At 59.8% G+C, this 19,473-nt stretch carries 15 protein-coding genes and 1 pseudogene; 6 read left to right on the forward strand and 10 right to left on the reverse strand.

What is annotated here, in order from left to right; all coding sequences use genetic code 11:
• Positions 1–444: 444 nt before the first annotated feature.
• From C4334_RS05680 to C4334_RS05700, 5 genes are all read right to left on the reverse strand, one after another.
• Positions 445–948 (reverse strand): DUF5946 family protein, encoded by a 504-nt coding sequence (locus tag C4334_RS05680; protein ID WP_352431115.1) that lies wholly within the window; start codon positions 946–948, stop codon positions 445–447.
• A gap of 176 nt (positions 949–1,124) precedes the next feature.
• Positions 1,125–1,433 carry a hypothetical protein gene (locus C4334_RS05685; RefSeq protein ID WP_352431116.1) on the reverse strand — a complete coding sequence of 103 codons (309 nt, stop codon included), beginning with the start codon at positions 1,431–1,433 and terminating at the stop codon, positions 1,125–1,127.
• 458 nt (positions 1,434–1,891) lie between these two features.
• The gene (locus tag C4334_RS05690; RefSeq protein WP_352431117.1) at positions 1,892–2,314 is read right to left on the reverse strand and encodes a F0F1 ATP synthase subunit epsilon; all 423 of its coding nucleotides are present in this window, start codon (positions 2,312–2,314) and stop codon (positions 1,892–1,894) included.
• A gap of 74 nt (positions 2,315–2,388) precedes the next feature.
• On the reverse strand, positions 2,389–3,912 hold the full coding sequence (gene atpD, locus C4334_RS05695; RefSeq protein ID WP_352431118.1) for a F0F1 ATP synthase subunit beta: 1,524 nt from the start codon (positions 3,910–3,912) through the stop codon (positions 2,389–2,391).
• Positions 3,913–4,008: 96 nt separating this feature from the next.
• Complete coding sequence (locus C4334_RS05700) at positions 4,009–4,275, reverse strand: hypothetical protein (protein ID WP_352431119.1); 267 nt, start codon at positions 4,273–4,275, stop codon at positions 4,009–4,011.
• 154 nt (positions 4,276–4,429) lie between these two features.
• On the opposite strand from C4334_RS05700, the gene C4334_RS05705 reads away from it, so the two are divergent.
• The gene (locus tag C4334_RS05705) at positions 4,430–6,046 is read left to right on the forward strand and encodes an acyl-CoA mutase large subunit family protein (RefSeq protein ID WP_352431120.1); all 1,617 of its coding nucleotides are present in this window, start codon (positions 4,430–4,432) and stop codon (positions 6,044–6,046) included.
• 160 nt (positions 6,047–6,206) lie between these two features.
• Here the strand turns inward: C4334_RS05705 and C4334_RS05710 are convergent, their stop codons facing one another.
• A complete protein-coding gene (locus tag C4334_RS05710; RefSeq protein WP_352431121.1) occupies positions 6,207–7,178 on the reverse strand; it encodes an FAD:protein FMN transferase in 972 nt (323 codons plus the stop codon).
• A gap of 424 nt (positions 7,179–7,602) precedes the next feature.
• On the opposite strand from C4334_RS05710, the gene C4334_RS05715 reads away from it, so the two are divergent.
• From C4334_RS05715 to C4334_RS05730, 4 genes are all read left to right on the forward strand, one after another.
• Entirely contained in the window at positions 7,603–8,658 is a 1,056-nt protein-coding gene (locus C4334_RS05715) for a formylglycine-generating enzyme family protein (protein WP_352431122.1), read from the forward strand.
• A gap of 145 nt (positions 8,659–8,803) precedes the next feature.
• Positions 8,804–10,108, forward strand: a complete 1,305-nt coding sequence (locus C4334_RS05720; RefSeq protein ID WP_352431123.1) for a Gfo/Idh/MocA family protein — start codon at positions 8,804–8,806, stop codon at positions 10,106–10,108.
• Between the two features lie 369 nt (positions 10,109–10,477).
• Positions 10,478–11,500, forward strand: coding sequence for an ABC transporter ATP-binding protein (locus C4334_RS05725; RefSeq protein WP_352431124.1), 1,023 nt, complete (start codon positions 10,478–10,480; stop codon positions 11,498–11,500).
• A complete protein-coding gene (locus C4334_RS05730; RefSeq protein WP_352431130.1) occupies positions 11,500–12,558 on the forward strand; it encodes an ABC transporter ATP-binding protein in 1,059 nt (352 codons plus the stop codon). Before C4334_RS05725 ends, C4334_RS05730 begins: the two co-directional genes overlap by 1 nt.
• A 394-nt stretch (positions 12,559–12,952) precedes the next feature.
• Here the strand turns inward: C4334_RS05730 and C4334_RS05735 are convergent, their stop codons facing one another.
• Positions 12,953–15,067 carry a S46 family peptidase gene (locus tag C4334_RS05735; RefSeq protein ID WP_352431125.1) on the reverse strand — a complete coding sequence of 705 codons (2,115 nt, stop codon included), beginning with the start codon at positions 15,065–15,067 and terminating at the stop codon, positions 12,953–12,955.
• A gap of 121 nt (positions 15,068–15,188) precedes the next feature.
• Here C4334_RS05735 and C4334_RS05740 point away from each other — a divergent pair, with 121 nt between their 5' ends.
• Positions 15,189–15,674 carry a helix-hairpin-helix domain-containing protein gene (locus tag C4334_RS05740; RefSeq protein ID WP_352431126.1) on the forward strand — a complete coding sequence of 162 codons (486 nt, stop codon included), beginning with the start codon at positions 15,189–15,191 and terminating at the stop codon, positions 15,672–15,674.
• Between the two features lie 135 nt (positions 15,675–15,809).
• Here the strand turns inward: C4334_RS05740 and C4334_RS05745 are convergent, their stop codons facing one another.
• The 3 genes and pseudogenes from C4334_RS05745 to C4334_RS05755 all read right to left on the reverse strand — a co-directional run.
• Positions 15,810–16,502 (reverse strand): outer membrane protein, encoded by a 693-nt coding sequence (locus tag C4334_RS05745; protein WP_352431127.1) that lies wholly within the window; start codon positions 16,500–16,502, stop codon positions 15,810–15,812.
• Between the two features lie 501 nt (positions 16,503–17,003).
• Complete coding sequence (locus C4334_RS05750; RefSeq protein ID WP_352431128.1) at positions 17,004–18,710, reverse strand: SpoIIE family protein phosphatase; 1,707 nt, start codon at positions 18,708–18,710, stop codon at positions 17,004–17,006.
• A 296-nt stretch (positions 18,711–19,006) separates the two neighbouring features.
• Positions 19,007–19,473 (reverse strand): annotated as a pseudogene (locus tag C4334_RS05755) (hypothetical protein); the annotation flags it as partial.

Raw genomic sequence — 19,473 nt, forward strand, 5'->3', positions numbered from 1 at the left:
CCACCCAGCGGGCCACCTTGGGGGCCGTCCACACCCCCGTCGGGAGGGCGCTGTTGCAGGGCTTGCCAGAGGGCTTGTTGTTCTTCTGGGCTCAAGATAGCCCGCTCTCGTCCGCTGTGGTTCTCCCGTCGGCCGTCGCTCAGGCTTTGCGGGCCTTCTTGATTGAGACGGCGTACCAACTGGTAAACCCAGTTGCGGCAGCAAGCCGGTATGCTGGGCCACATGGGAAGGACTGGGGTGTTGAGCGTAGAGCCAGAGGGTGAAGCCAGCGGGTCTATTCCGCTGCATCCCGGCAGGTGCGGTAGTGTCGCTCCAGTTCTTCCACACTCAGGTGTGGGTGGAGTTTCAGGGAAGGACGAGGCATTTGATCATTATACAGATAAAGTTGGCATTATATCTCCCTCAAGTGGAATTATTCAGAATTATTCAACTTATGAATACTTCCTAATGCTTCTCTGATTCTTTCTTTGCCTCGTCAATCCACTGCCTCGCTAAATCGTGGTGCTCAGACCAGGCGGCCCAAACAGAACGCGCCCACTCCCGAACACGCCTGTGATGCTCTTCTGCATCAGTTGCGCTGTGTATGTACATGATCGTCAAGTCGCCCCGGTGTGCTGGCATCTGAGCAGGTTTAGCAATGATTCGTGCTCCGTTGAGCCATCTCTGCACCGCTCGGTTGATGGCTGCGCTGTCTTCATACTCCAGCGCGGCGCACATGCCCGTCAGGTGGACGGCGAATGATTTCCCTGAACGCATGTACGCATCAGGGTGTTGCAGGCAATAGGTATCCACCATCAGGCGGTGGGTTCTGGCATAGCGGTAATCGCTATAATCTTTCACGAGCACTTCTTCGAAAAATCTTTGGCAACCCGCTCTCCCTTCAGAGACAACCGTCCCACAGCCGTCACAAACATCATCTGATGTGTTCTCGATTTCAGAGTTTCTCATCTATCCCTCTATCATTGTCCACTCCGATTCTATAGAACTTACGCCAGAGGAGGCGATATAACGCTGGAATTGATCGGCGCGGCACACAACGCCGCCACACGCAAGTTCTCGATGAGAAGGGAGCTAACTCCGCGTCCGGTCGAATGACTTGTTCGGCACGGGACTGGGGATTTTGTTTACTGCCATTTACGGGTTTCTGAATTGTATGTAACGGATTCGCCTAACTCAGTGCCAAACCAGAGTCTATATTCGTTATCACCTATCTTTTCGTAAAATAGCGGTCCTTCCAGCTTCTCCTCAATGCCAATTTCTTGTAACGAATCGGGCAGCTTCCCTCTTTGTTTCCTGAAGGCCTCTACTTTGGCTACAACTCTGTTTCCTTCCTCAATTAGCTTTGCTTCCTGCTTTGAAAACAAGCAGCAGCAGAGAAGATTAATAATGCTATAACTAAAGAGGCTGCCGTATTCCGCAAATAGATCATCCAAAACATCCCCACCATGGTCTACACGCACGTCTTGAACCGCGGTGGAGGGGGCGTTCGTCGCCCACTTGATTCATAGAGCGGTTTTAGGTCTTCACACCGCCACCACCTAGGTCAGCAGCCGCGCTCCCACCAGGGCCGAAAGGCCGCTGGGGTCCAGGTTCGGCGCGAGTTCCACCATGTCAAAACCCACTGCACGGGCGAGACGTTCAACGTGCGAAGCTAGCGGGATCTCAAAGAGTATGATGTCGTCGACAAGGTACTCGGTTTAGAGATCAACATGCGAAGCTAGCGAGATCTCAACGCCTCTTTGCGAAATAGGGCCCTCGATATTTTCGGGGATGTTCGATGCGCGAAGCTAGCGGGATCTCAATGTTTTCTCCCGGCGGAAGAGATGCTGCGCCATTCCAAGGCGCGCGAAGCTAGCGAACTGTTGCCTTATGTGCGCGAGATCGAGGCGCTTCAGCGGCGGAGCAACTCAAGCTCTTCGGCCAGTTGGATGCGCACGAGCGAGCGCTCCAGCTTGGCCATGGCGCGAGCGAACTCCTCTTCATCGCCGCTCAAGGAACTCAGAATCTTCTCGGCTTGTTCGCGCGCGCGTCTGGCGCGCGCGGCATCGATCTCTTCGGGGAGTTCGGCGACATCGGCGAGCACGGTGACCTGATCGTCGCTCACCTCGACGAAGCCGCCGGAGACGTGGAGCCGGTAGGTAGCGCCGCCTTTAGTGTAAGAGAGTATTCCGGTCTGAATCTGCGAGATGAGCGGCGCGTGTCCCGGAAGGACGCCGATTTCGCCGCCGAGCGCAGGGACCGTAACGGTCTCGACCCTTTCGGCGACAACGCGCCTTTCAGGCGTGATCACTTCGAGTTGGATCTGTTCGGCCATCTTTTCGCTCTTCAAACAAGCTTAGAAGCGGCGTTCTCAAGCAATCTCGCCGCTTCCGCGCCTGCGTTTGATTGCTAAGCCGCCACGGCTGCCATTTGACGCGCCTTCTCTTGGGCTTCTTCAATGGTGCCGACCATGTAGAAGGCCTGTTCGGGCAGGTCGTCGTGTTTGCCCTCGACGATTTCGCGGAAGCCTTTGATCGTGTCTTCGAGCTTGACGTATTTGCCCGGACGGCCTGTGAACTGTTCGGCGACGTGGAACGGTTGTGACAAGAAGCGTTGAATTTTGCGCGCGCGGGCGACGACCAATTTGTCCTCTTCGGAGAGTTCGTCGAGTCCCAAGATGGCGATGATGTCTTGCAGGTCTTTGTATCGCTGCAAGATCCTTTTCACCTCTTGAGCTACGTAGTAATGCTCATCGCTCACCAAGCCAGGTTGCAGAAGGCGCGAGGTCGAAGCGAGCGGATCGACCGCCGGGTAGATGCCAAGCTCGGCGATTTGACGCGAGAGCGCCGTGGTCGCATCCAGGTGTGCGAAGGTGGTCGCTGGCGCTGGGTCCGTGTAGTCGTCGGCGGGGACGTAAACGGCTTGAATCGAAGTGATTGCGCCCGTCTTCGTCGAGGTGATGCGTTCTTGCAGCTCGCCCATCTCGGTGGCCAGATTGGGCTGGTAACCGACGGCGGAAGGCATGCGGCCCAGAAGGGCTGAGACTTCCGATCCGGCCTGCGTGAAGCGGAAGATGTTGTCGATGAAGAGGAGCACGTCCAGCCCTTGGTCGCGGAAGTATTCGGCGACCGTCAACCCCGAGAGCGCAACGCGCAGACGCGCGCCGGGCGGTTCGGTCATCTGCCCATAGACGAGCGCTACTTTCGAGTTGCGCAGCGCGTGGCGATCGACGCGCGTCATGTCGAAATCGCCCGTCTCTTCGTAGTGGCGATAGAACTCTTCGCCGAAGTCGATGACGCGCGATTCGACCATCTCGCGCAACAAGTCATTGCCTTCGCGCGTTCGTTCACCGACGCCGGCGAAGACCGAAAAGCCCGCGTGCTCCATGGCGACGTTGTTGATCAATTCCATGATGAGCACCGTCTTGCCGACGCCCGCGCCGCCGAACAGACCGATCTTGCCGCCGCGAAGAAGCGGCTGGATCAGGTCGATGACCTTGATGCCGGTTTCGAACATTTGCAGTTCGGTCGATTGTTCTTCAAGCGACGGCGCATGGCGATGGATCGGGTAGCGCGTTTTGGCCTCGACCGGTCCCAGACCATCAACCGGTTCGCCGATGACGTTCAGGACGCGACCGAGCGTGCCTTCACCAACGGGCATGGTGATCGGTCCGCCAGTGTCGATCGCCTTCATGCCGCGCACCACGCCTTCGGTCGGTTGCATCGAGACGGTGCGCACGCGCCCTTCGCCCAAGTGCTGTTCGACTTCGCAGACGATCTCGATCGGATGCGGAACGTCGAAGCCTTCCGACGTGATGCGAATGGCGTTGTAAATCGGCGGAAGGTGCCCCTCTTCGAATTGCGCGTCGATGACTGGCCCGATGACCTGCACGACACGACCCACACGATAACCGTTCGTCTGTTCGTTGCTCATAAAACCTCTTCAGATGACTCCTTAAAAATCCCGGCAGGACTCAAAAGCTGCAAAGCATAGCACACAAACAAGGGCAAGGCAAAACGCCCTGAGAGGCTATTCTTCAAAATCGTCTATGCGGATCTTCATTTGGCGAAGCGTGCGCCGATCCTCGTCGGTTAATTCTAGCTCTATTTCATCCTCCTCTGTGTCGCTTTGGTGCGGACGGAGTCCGATGTCCAACTGCAACTGCAATTCGACTTCGTAGCCAGCTTCGCGCAACCTTTCGATGGCTTCGCCGACTTCGAACGAATTCTCGATGGCGCGGTTGATGGCGGCACCGAGTTCTTCGGCTAATTTCCGGGCGTTGTCTTTGAGTTCCACAGTTCCTCGCCGCAGTTTGTGGTGAATGGTCTTGTTGATGCTATGCGAAGGCGCGGTGCGCGGTCAAATCAGAAGCCGAGCTTGCGGTCGAATGCCAGATTGCGGCGCGCTTTGCGCTCGTGATAGGCTCCGTCTGTTTCAGGGAGCGCGAATCATGGCCAGCGACGCGAAGATAGAAGGCGAACGTCGGCAACGGTTCGAGACCTCGTCGGGCATCGAGCTGCCCAACGACTTCAATCCGCAGAACACCGATCCGCTCGATTACGACCGCGATCTCGGCGCGCCGGGCGATTTCCCGTTCACGCGCGGCGTTCGGCGCAACATGTACCGCGGGCGTTTCTGGACCATGCGCCAGTATGCTGGATACGCCACCGCCGAAGAGTCGAACGCACGTTACAAGTACCTTCTCTCGCAGGGGACCACTGGGCTATCGGTCGCGTTCGACCTTCCGACGCAGATCGGTCTCGATTCAGATGATCCGTTGGCGGCGGGCGAAGTGGGCAAGGTCGGCGTGGCGATCGATTCGCTCGAAGACATGGAACGGCTCTTCGATGGCATTCCGCTCGATCAGGTCTCGACCTCGATGACGATCAATGCGACCGCGGCGATCCTCCTTTGCCTCTACATCGCCGTCGCCAGAAAGCAGGGCGTCGAACCGGCGAAACTGCGCGGCACGATTCAAAACGACATCTTGAAGGAATACATCGCGCGCGGCACGTACATCTATCCGCCCGAACCCAGTCTTCGCTTGATCACCGATACTTTCGCTTTCTGCGCGCGCGAAGTGCCGCAGTGGAACACGATCTCGATCAGCGGCTATCACATCCGCGAAGCGGGGGCGACGGCGGTTCAAGAAGTCGCTTTCACTTTGGCCAACGCCATCACTTATACGCAGGCAGCGATCAACGCCGGACTGGAAATCGACGAGTTCGCGCCGCGCCTCTCCTTCTTCTTCAACGCGCACAACAACCTGCTCGAAGAGGTGGCGAAATTCCGCGCGGCGCGCCGGTTGTGGGCGCGCACGATGCGCGATCGGTTCGGCGCGCGCGACCCGCGCTCGATGATGCTCCGGTTCCATACGCAAACGGCTGGTTCGACCTTGACGGCGCAGCAGCCGGAAGTCAACGTCGTGCGCACAACGATTCAAGCGCTGGCCGCCGTTCTCGGCGGCACGCAATCGCTTCATACGAACGCGATGGATGAAGCGCTAGCGCTTCCGACGGAAGATTCGGCGCGCTTGGCGCTGCGCACGCAGCAAGTGATCGCATATGAATCGGGCGTCGCCGACACGGTCGATCCGCTCGCCGGTTCTTATGCCATCGAACAACTAACCAACGAGATCGAGCGTCGCGCCGTGGACTACATCGACAAGATCGAGGCGATGGGCGGTATGTTGCGTGCCATCGAGACCGGTTACGTGCAGCGCGAGATACAGGAGGCTGCCTACCGTTACCAACTCGCCGTCGAATCAGGCGAGCAAATAGTGGTCGGCGTCAATCGCTTCAGAGTCGAAGAGGAGAAACCGATCCCAACTTTGCGGATCGATCCAGAGATCGAACGACGGCAGATCGAGCGCGTGCGCGCGTTGCGTGCAAGGCGCGATCGGATCAAAACGGAAGCGGCGCTCGCCGCGCTCGAGGAAGCGGCGCGCGGCACGGAAAACCTCCTGCCGCGTATTTTGGATTGCGTCGAAGCTCTGGCGACCGTTGGCGAGATCAGCGGTCGATTGCGCCGTGTGTGGGGCGAATATCGCGAAGCGGTGACGATCTGAAGTTCTTGCTGCGTACCATGCAGGCAAGAGATTTCGTTGGTGTACAGGCGGCGACGACCTAAAGTCCACGCATCGCGCGCAGTTTGTATGATGCTCCAGTGCGTTGGCATCGCGCATGGTTTATCGGTGACGATCCAAAATCGGTGCGCTGCGCAGCGTGTCAGCGCTCGCCGTTCGCCTTACGCGCGTCCGATCCTCCACCCCGCTCGGAGAGAATTGCTCGCCTGCCGACGAAACTGGACCAACGTTTGGAAGCGCGGCTGTGTATGCCTTGATGATCGCGCCAGAGAAAGAGCGCGGCTGCGCCAGCGACCGAGTCGATCAATTCGCTTCCTTGTTGCGGACCGAGCACGCTGGCTGCCGTCGCCAGCGCGTCGGAAAGCGTTCCGGTAGGGGCGATCACCGTTACGCTGCTTGGACCGATGAGGCCGATGCCGGTGCGCGGATCGACGATATGCGAATAGCGAACTCCGTTTATCTCGACGAATTGTTCGGCGTCGCCCGAGGTTGAAACGGCACGCCTGCTGAGCAGCAGTTGGCGGATTTCGGCTCCGGATGATGGTTTGAAAGGCAACACCTCGATCTTCCAACCAGCGGCCTTGGGCGGCGGCGCGCCTGCCACGATGTCGCCGCCCGCAACGACGAGCGCGCGTTCGATGCCAAAGCGGCGAAGCTCTTTCATCGCCTCATCTGCCGCATAGCCCTTGGCGATGCCGCCGAGATCGAGTTGCATGCCGGGCAAGATGAGGCGAACCGCTCGGCGGCGCGCATCGAGCTGCAGCTTCGCGTAGCCGACCAGCGCGCGCGCTTTGGCAAGCCGTTCGGCGTCGGGGAATTCGCCCGTTCGGCGCGCGTGGCGCCACAAGCGCACGACCGGCCCCACCGTCACGTCGAACGCTCCGTTCGTGCGTTGCGCGATCTCCTGCGCGACGACGAGGACGCGAAAAAGATCGGAACTGACTGGCACCCATCCGCTCCCAGCGCGCCGACACAGAGCCGATAGCTCGCTCGTCTCGCGGTAATCGCTCATGATCTGGTCCAGTTGGGCGATGCGCGCAAAGGCCGCTGCTGCCGCGCGCTCGGCACGCTGCGCATCGCGCGCGTAGAGGATGAGTCGAAACTCCGTTCCCATGTGCGCTTGTGCGAACTCGAAGCGACCTTCTCGCGACGCGCGCGCGCGAACCGCAGATCGAGCGAGCCGTTTGCTCTCCAGTTGCCTTTCCCGCGGCGCGTTTGAGACGCCGCGCGCGATTGGCTCGCTTGGCGGGGATGTAAGCCCTCGTTGCGCATGGACGGTCGAGACGGCGATCAGAAAGAGAGTTTCGAGGAAAAGACTACAAAGTTTGACAAATCGCCCCATTTCGTATTTGATACGAGCGTCCTCCGCTTCGCGATTTTCGCCGGTAAAGCCCCGTCGTGCAAGCGCTTTCCGGTTAGCAGCGGCGAATTGTTCAAAGATTTGACATATTGCGGAGTTTTACAGTTGCGGCTCAGGGAGTCCCACCCCACGGCGCGCAGCCGAAGATCCCTGACGCTGGGGAAAGGATTGGTGGGAGATGGCGAAAGCATTTGTTCACCGGGCAGCGATTCATCTGTTGGCTGGCGCTTTGTTGGGTGGCGCTTTGTGGTTCGCTTGGCCAGCCGATGGAGCGCGGCAGACGAGCGCGCCGTCGGCTACGGCGCTTCCAGCCGACATGAAGCCCTATGTCGAGACCATTCCGGGAACGGACGTGCAGTTTGAGATGGTACCTGTTCCGGGCGGCACGTTTCTGATGGGCAGCCCGGCGGATGAACCTGGTCGTTCGCCCGACGAAGGGCCGCAGCATCTGGTAACGGTTGGGCCTTTTTGGATCAGCAAGACCGAGGTGACGTGGGACGAATACGACGTCTTCGCTTTCAAGCGCGACCTTCAAAGCAAGCGTCCGCCGAGCGCCATCGGCGCTCCAGCCGGAGCTGATGCCACGACGCGCCCGTCGCCTCCTTATGGTGACGAATCGTTCGGCTTCGGTAAGCGAGGCATGCCCGCCATCAACATGACGCATCATGCCGCCATGGAGTATGCGCGATGGCTTTCATCTTTAACCGGCAAGACCTATCGTCTGCCAACCGAGGCCGAATGGGAGCGCGCTTGTCGCGCCGGAACGAGCACGCTCTATTCGTTCGGCGACGATGTCGCCAAGCTTGGCGACTATGCGTGGTACTTGGACAACTCCAACGGTCGGCCGCATCCGGTAGCGCAGAAGCGTCCCAACCCATGGGGCATCCACGATATGCACGGCAATGTGGCCGAGTGGGTGTTGGACCAGTACGAGGCAAACTTTTACGCTGCAAGCGACCCGAAGGTGCCCGTCTTCTCGCCCGTGCGTCTACCTGATGAGCGACGCTATCCGCACGTCGTGCGCGGCGGATCGTGGGACGACGAGCCGCCGCTGTTGCGTTGTGCGGCGCGGCGCGCTTCGACGCCCGAATGGAGTCGGCGCGATCCGCAAAGTCCGAAGAGCATCTGGTGGCACACGGAAGCGATCACGGTTGGATTTCGTCTCGTGCGTCCCTACCGCGAGCAGGAGAACTTGCGCGGTTTGCGTTCCAAAGTGACGCCGCGAAGCCCATGAGTAACCGATCTGCGACGGCAAGGCGCTGAAGTCGAGCATCGTCCGACGAAAGAATTGCGGCGTATGGCTTCATAAACATTTCTCGATCCGGAAGAGGATCGCGAACGGACTTGTAGAAAATTTGAGAACGGAGCGACACGATGCCATGACCAAACAGAGACGATTGCTGAAGGAAGGCGCTGCTTCGCGCCGCGACTTTCTACGAACGAGCGCCGCTGCCGCGGTGGGAACCACGCTGGCGTCCGGCTGGGCCAGTTTGCCGGGCGCCTATGCCGCCGGCAGCGACGCGATCAAGATCGGGTTGGTCGGCTGCGGCGGACGCGGGACGGGCGCCGTCAAGGACGCCTTCAAAGCTGCGCCCGGCGTCAAATTGGTCGCCATGGGCGACGTCTTCAAAGACCGCTTGGAGAAGAGCCGCGCCGAGCTGAAAGCGCTCGGCAAAGATGCCGAAGTGCCGGATGATCGCTGTTTCGTCGGCTTCGATGCTTACGAGAAGGTGATCGCCACCGAGGCCAACTACATCGTTCTCGCCACGCCGCCCGGCTTTCGTCCGCTCCATCTGAAAGCGGCGATTGCCGCGGGCAAGCACGTCTTCACGGAAAAACCGGTCGCCGTCGATGGTCCAGGCGTGCGGACGGTGCTCGCTCTTTACGAAGAGGCGAAGGCCAAGGGGCTATGCGTTGTCGCGGGCACGCAACGTCGCCACCAAACCGGTTATCTCGAGACGATCAAGCGAATTCATGACGGACAGATCGGGCAGATCGTTGCCGCGCGTTGTTACTGGAATCAGGGCGGGCTATGGATGTATCCGCGGCAACCGAACTGGACCGACCTCGAATGGCAACTGCGCAATTGGCTCTACTTCACGTGGTTGTCGGGCGACCACATCGTCGAGCAACATGTGCACAACATCGACGTCGTCAACTGGGCGCTTGGCGCGCATCCCATTCGTGCGCTCGGCATGGGCGGCAGACAGGCGCGCACCGATCCGGCTTACGGTCACATCTACGACCACTTCGCGGTCGATTACGAATACGAAAACGGCGTTCATTTGCTCAGCATGTGTCGGCAGATCGAGAACACGGACAAAAACGTTTCCGAAGCGATCGTCGGCTCCAAAGGCGAAGCGATCATGATCGCCTCGACGCGCTATGCGATCACGGGACCGAACAGTTGGCGCTTCCCGCGCGATCAGGACAACGCGCCATACGTGCAAGAGCACATCGACCTGATCAACGCCATACGCTCGGGCAAACCGATCAATGAGTTGAAGAACGTCGCCGAGAGCACTTTGACGGCGATCATGGGGCGCATGTCGGCTTACACGGGTCGGGAAGTGACTTGGGAGCAGGCGCTCAATTCCAAAGAGAAGCTCGTGCCTGAAAAGCTCGTTTGGGGGCCGATGCCAGTCCCACCGGTACCCATTCCGGGGCAGACGCAACTGGTTTGAGGCGCGGTGCAATGCGGCGGCTTTCGGTGCCGATCGGTCAGGGGACAAAGCAGGGCGCAAGAGGTTTCCGATGAAAACTGCTTAGAAGCGACGCTGATGTTCGCAAAGACGCGCCGTTGACGGGGAAGCCCCGCTCACGAGAGTCGGGAGGAGGTCACGGCGGACAAGTCTATTTGGGCGTAGGCGGGCCACGATCAAGAGATGGCGCTTGTCGCGCGAAGTCGGTCTTTTCGGCTTCCCGCCAAGCGCCTTTTGCTGCGAGAATAGAACCTGCCTGATGTTGCGAGCAGGCGCTCTAGCCCGAACAGATGTCGCCTTGGGATCAAAGAGCTGCGAACGCTCGCGCGTTGGAACCAATTGATCTATTGCATGTCGCACCTACTTGAAATCAAAGAGCTGCGAACCCACTTCCCGTCGCGCGAAGGCACGGTGCGCGCCGTCGATGGCGTCAGCTTCCATCTCGACCGAGGCGAGGTTCTCGGCTTGGTCGGTGAATCCGGTTGCGGCAAATCGATGCTCGCGCTTTCGCTCATGCGGCTCGTGCCGGCGCCCGGCAAGATCGTCGGCGGCGAGGTCTTGTTCGAAGGGCGCGACCTGTTGCGCCTCTCCGAGGAGGAAATGCGCCACGTGCGCGGCGACGAGATCGCGATGATCTTTCAAGACCCGATGACCTCGCTCAATCCCGTTTACACTGTTGGCGAGCAGATCGCCGAAGCGTTGCGCCTGCACCGGAAGATGTCGCGGCGCGAAGCTCGTCGAGCGGCCATTGAAGCGATGCGTGAAGTGGCTATCCCCGACCCGGAGCGGCGCGCCGACGATTACCCGCATCAACTTTCGGGTGGCATGCGCCAGCGTGTGATGATCGCCATGGCGCTCGCGTGCGATCCGAAGGTGTTGATCGCAGATGAGCCGACCACGGCGCTCGATGTGACCATACAGGCGCAGATCCTTGAACTGCTTGAAGGCTTGCGCCGGACCAGAGAGCTGGCGATCCTTTTGATCACACACGATCTCGGCGTCGTCGCCGAAACGGCTGATCGCGTGATCGTCATGTACACCGGGCGCATCGTTGAAGAGTCGCCCGTGGAAGAACTCTTCGCGCACCCCAAACACCCGTACACGGAAGGTCTCCTGCGTTGCGTGCCTAAACTGACGCTGGCCGAAGTGCGCAAGGCCGAAAGGTTAGTGGCCATCGCGGGGAGCGTGCCGAAACTGACGGCGCTGCCGCCTGGGTGTCACTTCGCGCCGCGCTGCGCGCACCGCATGGCGCGCTGCACCGAGGGCGAAATACCGCTCTACCAACTCAGTTCAAACGTGTACGTGCGTTGCGTTTTGTATGACGAACGAGTCAGCGTTCAGACGCCGGCTCAACGCGGGAGTGCGGTCGGATGATGTACCGAGAAGAAAGGGGAACTTCGTTGCCGGAGCGGTCAGCGGACGCTGTGGTCGCCGCCCAGCCGCTCGCACGCGTGCGCGGTCTGGTCAAGCATTTCCCCGTGCGCGGGAGCAGCGAGGTCGTGCGCGCTGTTGATGGCGTCAATTTCGCTATCTTTCGCGGCGAAACTTTCGGATTGGTCGGCGAATCGGGTTGTGGCAAATCCACCGTCGGACGATGTCTGCTCAGATTGGTCGAACCGACGCGCGGCGAGATCAGCTTCGAAGGTCGCAATGTGCTTGCGCTCGGACGAAGCGAGTTGCGGGCGCTTCGCCGTGACATGCAGATCATCTTTCAAGACCCATATGCCTCGCTCAATCCGCGCATGAAGGTAGGCGATATCGTCGCTGAACCGCTCGTCATTCACCGCCTCGGAAGCAAACGCGAAAGGCGCGAGCGGGCGGCTGAACTCCTGCGCAAAGTCGGTCTCGATCCTGACTACATGAACCGTTACCCGCACGAATTTTCCGGCGGTCAACGACAGCGAATCGGCATCGCCCGCGCGCTCGCTTTGAACCCGAAGTTGATCGTCGCCGATGAACCGGTCTCGGCGCTAGATGTCTCCGTGCAGGCGCAAGTCATCAACCTCCTTGAAGACCTGCAAGCGGAATTTGGACTCTCCTACCTCTTCATCTCACATGGATTGGCCGTAGTCGAACACTTGTCTGACCGCGTCGCCGTCATGTACCTCGGACGCATCGTCGAGATCGCGCGAGCCGAAGAGCTATACGCGCGCCCGCTCCACCCGTACACGCGCGCGCTTCTTTCCGCTATTCCGGTCCCCGATCCGAAGCGCAAACGCGAGCGCATCATCTTGCGCGGCGATGTGCCCACGCCGATCAATCCTCCTTCAGGATGTCGGTTTCGCACGCGCTGCCCGGAAGCGATCGCTGAGTGCGCTGAGATCGACCCGCGCTTGCGCGAGGTCGTCCCGGAACACACGGTGGCTTGCCTTCGCGTGCCCGGTTGGGCCAGCGCTCCTCCTGCCGAACCTGAGCACGAAGAGTCGGTTTGATACGGCACACCTCAGCCTCTTTACCAGCACCATTGTCGCTGACCGTATCAGATAACGGGAAAGGGCCGCGATGGGGATTTAGAGAAAGTGGGGGAGCGCGAGGGGCTGTCATCCCCCTCAATTGATTGAGGGGATACACCGCACCCCCTCGCTACAGCATTTACAACCGTTTTGCGGAATGTTACCATGGCAGACGTGGACGGCCCCCTGGTCACGCGCAAGCGTACCTTGAATATCTACGAAAGGGCGTACCAGGTATCTCCCGTGAAGGGGAGTAGTGGCCGTGTGGCGCGGCCCGTGGTCATGTCATACCACTTGGGATGGCATACGGTCCACGAACCGGAGCGCGCGCGATAAAGCCCTGCGTGCATCCTGAACAAGGATGCCCCTCAATTCATTGAGGGGAGGACGTCACAGCAGATTCATTCCTCAAAAGCTCTTCGATCAGGGCATCGGCCCCGTAGACTTTGCGCAGCGCTTCGATCATGCCGCGGACGTCGACCGAAACAGCGCGATTTTGCGTCTCGTCGTAAACGAAATTGCCGACCAGCGACTGGATGTTGCCGTCGAAGATCAAGCCGACCAGTTCAGCGTTCCGATTGATCACTGGCGAACCTGAATTGCCGCCGATGATGTCATTGGTGGAGACGAAGTTGAACGGCGTTCGGAGATTGAGCGCCGATCTCTTCTCGATCCAGCGCATTGGCAGTTGATAAGGCGGCTGATTGTTGTGTTGCGCAGCGCGTTCGTAGAGTCCGGCGAAGAATGTAAACGGCGGAACGAAACGCCCGTTCTCCGTGTAGCCTTTAACGGCACCGTAGGAGAGGCGAAGCGTGAAAGTCGCGTCAGGGTAGATGCGCGTTCCTTCTTTCTCGAACAGGGCGCGCGCGATTTTGGCGTAGGCTTCGCGTTCGACGCCGACCACTTCATCTTCGTATCGTTTGCGCAAAGCGCGCGCCTCTGCGTCAACGGCACGTGCCAGCTCGATCATCGAATCCTGAGCCTTTTCGATGGCGCGTCGCCCGCCAGCGGCGAGCTGCTTGCGGTAGGCGACATCCTTGAGCTTCGTGCCTTTGATCAATTCCGCGGCCCGTTCTTCAGGAGTGCGGCCAGCCAGCACCTTTTGCACCGTCGGGTTGTTCGCGCCGAGTTCATCACGCATGAAGCGGAGCGAAGCGGCGAGCTTGATCTGTTCGAAATCGTCGTAGATGGGAGCCGGTGAATAGAGTTGAAGCTCCAACGATTCGCGCCGCGCCGCGGTGTATTCGGGAAGCCGTTCGGCATCCGGCTTTTCGTTCTCTTCCGCCAGACGGACGAGAGTGCGTGCGATATCGAAGAGCTTCGAGTTGAAGCCCCACGCGCCTTCGAGAAAGCGTCGCTCACGTTCGTAAGCGACTAGGCTACGCCGCGCACGCGCAATGCGGTCCCACGCCTCGCCATACTCGCTTCGCCGTTTCGGCGAGGCGGCGACGAAGGCGCGAAGTTGTTCCTCCTCCTGTTTTTTACGCGCCATGATCTTCGGATCTTTCAGCCCTTCGAGCTGACCGCGCAGCGCCTTGAGGCTGTTTTCAACGCTGAACAGATCCTCTTGCGCTCGACGTGCTTGCTCTTCGCCTTGCCGACTGTAGGAGAGCAGAGCGGCGCGCGTCGTTTCGAGCCAGCGGATCAGCAACGGTAGGCCCGTGTCGCGCAAGTATTCGAGATGGGCCACCGTATTGAGTCGCTGCGTCGAACCGGGATGGCCTGAGACGAAAACGAGTTCGCCCTCGCGCGCGCCGGTTTTGGACCACTTCAGGTAGTTTTCGATGCGCGCCGGTTGACCGTTCTCGTAAACGCGAAACAGCGCCATGTCGAGGCAATAGCGCGGGTAGGTGAAATTATCCGGATCGCCGCCGAAGAAGGCGATCTGAAACTCAGGCGCGAAGACCAAACGCACATCCGTGTACCGTTTGTAACGGTAGAGATTGTATTGACCGCCTTGGTAAAGCGTAACGACGTCGCTTCGCAGGCCCGTCTTCTCCAACGACTCTTTTTCGATGGCCGCGATCGCCGCACGTCGCGCGGCGTTGGCTTCGGCTGTCGACATGCCGGGTTTGACGGCGGCATTGACGCGCTCGGTCACGTCCTCGATGCTCACCAGCACGTTCAGTTCGAGATCGGGCGCTTTGAGTTCTTCAGCGCGCGTGCGCGCGTAGAACCCTTCCTTGACGAGATCGCGTTGCGGCGTGCTCAACTTGGCGAGCGTGTCCGAAGCGATGTGATGATTGGTGAGAACCAATCCGTCCGGCGAGACGAACGAGCCGGAACCGCCATTGTTGAAGCGCACGGAAGCGAGCTGGACTTTCTGCAACCACGCATCGGTCACTTCAAAGCCGTAACGTCGCTTGATCTCCGCTTTCGGGACGTTGTTGAAGGGCCACATGCCTTCGTCGGCACGTGCCACTAAAGGAGCGCTCTGCAACCAGAGTAAGGCGACGACGAGCAGGGAAAATAGCTTCTTGATCTTCATCCTCTCCCTCGAAAATTTTGATCATCGGGCAGCGCCATTTAGAGTATCATAGTCGAGGTACAGCTTTGGAACCGGTAACGGTCTTGACGCCGTTAGCGCGACTGAAATCGATAACGGGAAGATGCGCATGACCAACGAAGAGATCGCCGAACGTTTCGCTCGCCTCGCCTTGCTGCTGGAGATTCGCGGCGATGATCCTTATCGCATACGCTCGTACAAGCGTGCGGCTGAGACCATACGCGATTGGCCGACGCCGCTCGAACAGATTGCGCGCGAGAAGGGCGAGGCGGGATTGCAGGAGATACCAGGCATCGGACGAGCCATCAGCGCCAAGATCATGGAAATCATCGAGCGCGGAACGTTCGATGCTTGGGAGCGTTTGATTCAAGAGACGCCGGCGAGCGTTCTCGATCTGCTGCTCGTCGAGGGAATCGGGCCGAAGACGGCTTCGACCCTTTACAAAAAGTTCAAGATCGAGACGCTCGACAATTTGGTCAAATTCGTCGAAGGCGGCGGCCTAGAGATGGTCGATGGCATCACGCCGCAAAACGCGCGCAAGATCAAAAAGAGCTTGGCCGAAATAGGCAAGCAGCGCGAGGAGAGCTGACCATGTTCGGCGTGCGATCCCTCAGCGATGGCAACGCCCTTCCCCAACGCGCAAAAGGGAACGTGCGATTTCAAGCGAAGGGCACCCGCCACATAACGAGCGCCCTCGCTTGAGATGTGTCACGCCAGTGCCTTCTCATCTGAAGACGACGCCGAACGACAGGCGAATGTTATCCTGTCTTTGCCCTTCGAGCCTTTGCGGGATCACCGCTCCGGCGCCGCCGAGCACTTGAATGGACCGGTCGCGGAGAAAGACCGGGTTGTAATCGACTTGCAACACGCGAAGGTCAACGCGATCGTTCAACTTCACGTCTACGCCGCCGCCAAGCGCCATGGCGAAATCGGTCGCATTGGTCGTGAAGCTGTTACGTTGCGTGCCGCCCGCGACGCTACGTTCCTCTTCCGCTTCAAAGCGCGTGTTGGCTATTCCGAACAACGCGCGCGCGAACGGCGTCACGCGGCTATCGTTGAAGAATTTGACGGTAGGACCACCAAGTAGATTGATGACGCGCGTATCCAAGCTCCCGCGTCCACCTGGGACGGTGAGGTCTCGATCGTTTCGGTTGAAGGAGAAATCGCCCGTGATGCCGAAGCGGCGCGTGATATAACCGGTCAACGCCGCATTGAAGCCGTTGAGACCAGCGCGTTCGCCGAAGACCTCGTCGTCGAAGGAATCATCTTGTCCTTCTTCGCCAGGCAACCCTTCGGCTTGAAGGTTGGAGTAGCCGAAGAATATCTCCGCACGCGGTCGATCGTCTTGCGGGACTTGCGCCCATGCTTGTTGAACGGGCAAAAGAGCAAGCACGAGAAGCCACAAAAAGTTGCGCATAACCTCAAAACCCCCACAGAGAAGTCTTTCTTCAAACCGAAAACCCGAACAAGAACCGAACGCCATCGTTTGTGATGGGTTTCGCGGTCGCTTGGTCGGGTCTTTCGAGATGCTTGTAGATGAACGCGCGTCGGCGAATGGTTGCCAGCGCATTCAGATTGCTTTTCGATGAAGGGATTCTTGCAAGGCTCTCATGAAGACGATCCTCTGCCGGTGCTTCCCCATAAGACGAACTCGCATGAAGCGCACGGCACAGCCAGTTTCAGACGTTCTCTCGAAGCGGAAGCGTGAAGAGCTACGTTGCGGGTAAAGCTGCTACCTCTGCGACGCAGAGCGCAGATTGAGCACGAGGCGAGAAGCGCGAGGGGGCTTTGCGGGTAGAGTTGCTGCGGTAGGACCGAAGGCTTCCGAGCGTTTTCCGTTGAGGCGAGTCAGAAGGCGCGTTCGGTTCTTTCCAAGGCTCGTCAACCGAGGTGAGAGCGGTGAGCTTCGTCGGAGCGTTTATCTTCCCTGCGCCGTTTCGAGCCGTTTAAGGATGACCAGCGTTACGTCATCGGTGGCTGGCGCTCCGTGCGTGAAGCGCGAAAGCGCTCCTTCGATCTGATCGCGCAGCGCGGAAACGGCGAGGCGTCGGTTGGCAACGACGACTTCGATCAGAGATTCAATGCCGAATTCGCGCCCTTGTTCGTCGCACGCTTCGGAGATGCCGTCCGAGTAGATGACCATCACGTCACCGGCATCCAAGCGGTTCGAGCCGCCAGCAAAAGGCGCCTCCTCGAAGATTCCGAGCGGCAGACAAGTCGCTTCGATCCGTTCGACCTCGCCCGTTGCGCGGACGATCAACGGCGGATTATGACCGGCGTTGACGTACTCGATTTCGCCGGAGGCGGCAGAAAGTTCGGCGTAAAAGAGCGTGACGAAGCGATTCGTCGGGATGTTGGTCGCCAGATAGCGGTTGATCTCGCGTACCTTTTCAACGGCGGGATCCGGCGAGAACGCATGGGCGTGCACGGCGGCGTGAAGCGACGACATGAGAAGCGCGGCGCTCGTCCCCTTGCCCGAAACGTCGCCGAGCGTGAAGATCAACTTCTCGTCGGGGCGCAGGATGAAGTCGTAATAATCTCCGCCGATTTCGTAGCATGGGAAGCTTATGCCTTCGAGTTCATAGCCCTCGATGCGCGGCGGCGCAGCCGGTTGAAAGCGCTGTTGTATCTCGCGCGCAAGCTGGAGTTCGCGTTCAAGGCGCTCGCGTTTGATTCGCTCTTCAGCGAGACGTGCGTTCTCGACGCGAATGGCGGCCACCGAAGCGAGCGTCGTCAAAATCTTCAGGTGATCTTCGGTGAAACGCACTTCGATTAACGGCGAATCGGCGTAGATCATGCCGAAGATGCGATCTTCGACGCCGAGCGGCACGGCGAGCACTGATCTTATGCCACGCACCGTCGTCGTGTGGGCAAAGCGCGGATCGTGTTCGGCATCCGAGGTGAGAACCGAGCGCCCGTGACCGATGACCTCTTCGATCACCGAGCGACTGACGCGAAACTCGCCCACCGTCTCGCGCGTCACGCGCGTCGCTGCCACGCGCACGTCCAATTGGCCCGTCTCGCCCGAACGCAGCATGATGATGCAACGTTCGGCGGGCACGGCGTCGAAGACGAGCGAAGCTATCTGCCGTAGGGTTTCATCGAGCGTGACCGACGCGAGCAACGTCACCCCGACTTTGCTGATGAGCGCAAGCAATTCGCTTCTTTGCGCCACTTGATAGCTCGGCGCAACGCAGACACCCGCTCGTTGGCGCGCCTCTTCGATCGCTTCCAGCAGGCCCGAGGTCGTGCGGTCCACCGATGGGACGCTGATGGTCGCTTCGGGCAGCGCGGCTTGCGCTTCAGCGATGGAGAGGGCCGAGGTTTGCGCCCCGTCGGTTTCGCGGAATTCCAGCTCTGTCTCGCCGATGCAGATGGTGTCGCCGTCGTCGAGCGGCACGGCCTCGGCGATCCGCACACCGTTGCGGTAGGTGCCATTGACCGAGTTGAGGTCGCGCAGAAAGTATGTGTTCCCCTCGCGCCGGATTTCGGCGTGCACGCGCGATGCAAAGGGATCCTTCAAGCATATGTCGTTGCGCGCCGATCGCCCGATGGTCATGCGCAGTTGGTCCACCGGGAACTTTTCCGGCGCCCGCCCCGGATATTTGATGATGAGCGTCGGCATGGTTTCTCGAAAGCGGTCAGATCATCTTACGCAAAACGCGACGCAGGAGTTTCACGCATTCATCATGTGCGGGGAACAACGCCGAAGCAGCGTCTTTCTATAGACGAGGCAGCGCGGAGTTTTAACTCTTCGCCGCCCGATCCGTGGTCCCACGGACGCTCCTTTTGCAAAGGTCGCTAAGCTTTACGTGAGCTTCGAGCGCGGTTGCATTCAAAGCGCGCGCCGTTTCCCCACGCCGAAAAATCGCTGGGCGCCCCAATCGTCCCCGCCAGCAGCGGTCGGTTCGGGGCGGCCCATCATCGCGGCGATTGTCCGCGGCGACGGTCGTACTCTTGTCCGAGTCGCTCTTCGTAACGGCGCGCTTGCGCCGCCGTGCGTCCGCCGCCAGCGCGCGCCATCTGAAAGTAGTAGAGTGCAGAGACGAGTTCGGCGCGCGATAGTTGGCGCGGGTCACGCCCTTCGGCGATGCTCAGCCCAAGGTAGTAGTAAGCGTCGCTTACGCCGGCGCGGCTCGCCGCGCGAAACTCTTCGAGCGCCGCCGCTCTATTCTGCGACCAGAGCGCAACCCCGCGCTCAAATCTTTCGCGCGGCGATGGCGTGTTCGGCAGGGGCGACGGCGCGGTGACCGCCGGTGGCGTCGGTTGCGGAGCCGGGGCTTGAGTCAGCGGCGTTGCAGTTGGCGACGGCGTCGGTCCGGTTGGGAGCGGCGAAGCGCTGGCAACCAGCGTCGGCTTTGGCAAGGGGAGCAGTTCGCCGAGCCGAC

It is taken from the genome of Pyrinomonas sp. (assembly GCF_040289685.1).
In the GTDB taxonomy this organism is placed as follows: Bacteria; Acidobacteriota; Blastocatellia; order Pyrinomonadales; family Pyrinomonadaceae; genus Pyrinomonas.

Coding starts and splice junctions, on each gene's coding strand:
- C4334_RS05705 (WP_352431120.1), top strand. CDS start 4,430: ATGGCCAGCGACGCGAAGATAGAAGGCGAACGTCGGCAACGGTTCGAG.
- C4334_RS05740 (WP_352431126.1), top strand. CDS start 15,189: ATGCGCATGACCAACGAAGAGATCGCCGAACGTTTCGCTCGCCTCGCC.
- C4334_RS05745 (WP_352431127.1), bottom strand. CDS start 16,502: ATGCGCAACTTTTTGTGGCTTCTCGTGCTTGCTCTTTTGCCCGTTCAA.
- C4334_RS05680 (WP_352431115.1), bottom strand. CDS start 948: ATGAGAAACTCTGAAATCGAGAACACATCAGATGATGTTTGTGACGGC.
- C4334_RS05690 (WP_352431117.1), bottom strand. CDS start 2,314: ATGGCCGAACAGATCCAACTCGAAGTGATCACGCCTGAAAGGCGCGTT.
- atpD (WP_352431118.1), bottom strand. CDS start 3,912: ATGAGCAACGAACAGACGAACGGTTATCGTGTGGGTCGTGTCGTGCAG.
- C4334_RS05710 (WP_352431121.1), bottom strand. CDS start 7,178: ATGGGAACGGAGTTTCGACTCATCCTCTACGCGCGCGATGCGCAGCGT.
- C4334_RS05725 (WP_352431124.1), top strand. CDS start 10,478: ATGTCGCACCTACTTGAAATCAAAGAGCTGCGAACCCACTTCCCGTCG.
- C4334_RS05750 (WP_352431128.1), bottom strand. CDS start 18,710: ATGCCGACGCTCATCATCAAATATCCGGGGCGGGCGCCGGAAAAGTTC.
- C4334_RS05730 (WP_352431130.1), top strand. CDS start 11,500: ATGTACCGAGAAGAAAGGGGAACTTCGTTGCCGGAGCGGTCAGCGGAC.
- C4334_RS05720 (WP_352431123.1), top strand. CDS start 8,804: ATGACCAAACAGAGACGATTGCTGAAGGAAGGCGCTGCTTCGCGCCGC.
- C4334_RS05735 (WP_352431125.1), bottom strand. CDS start 15,067: ATGAAGATCAAGAAGCTATTTTCCCTGCTCGTCGTCGCCTTACTCTGG.
- C4334_RS05715 (WP_352431122.1), top strand. CDS start 7,603: ATGGCGAAAGCATTTGTTCACCGGGCAGCGATTCATCTGTTGGCTGGC.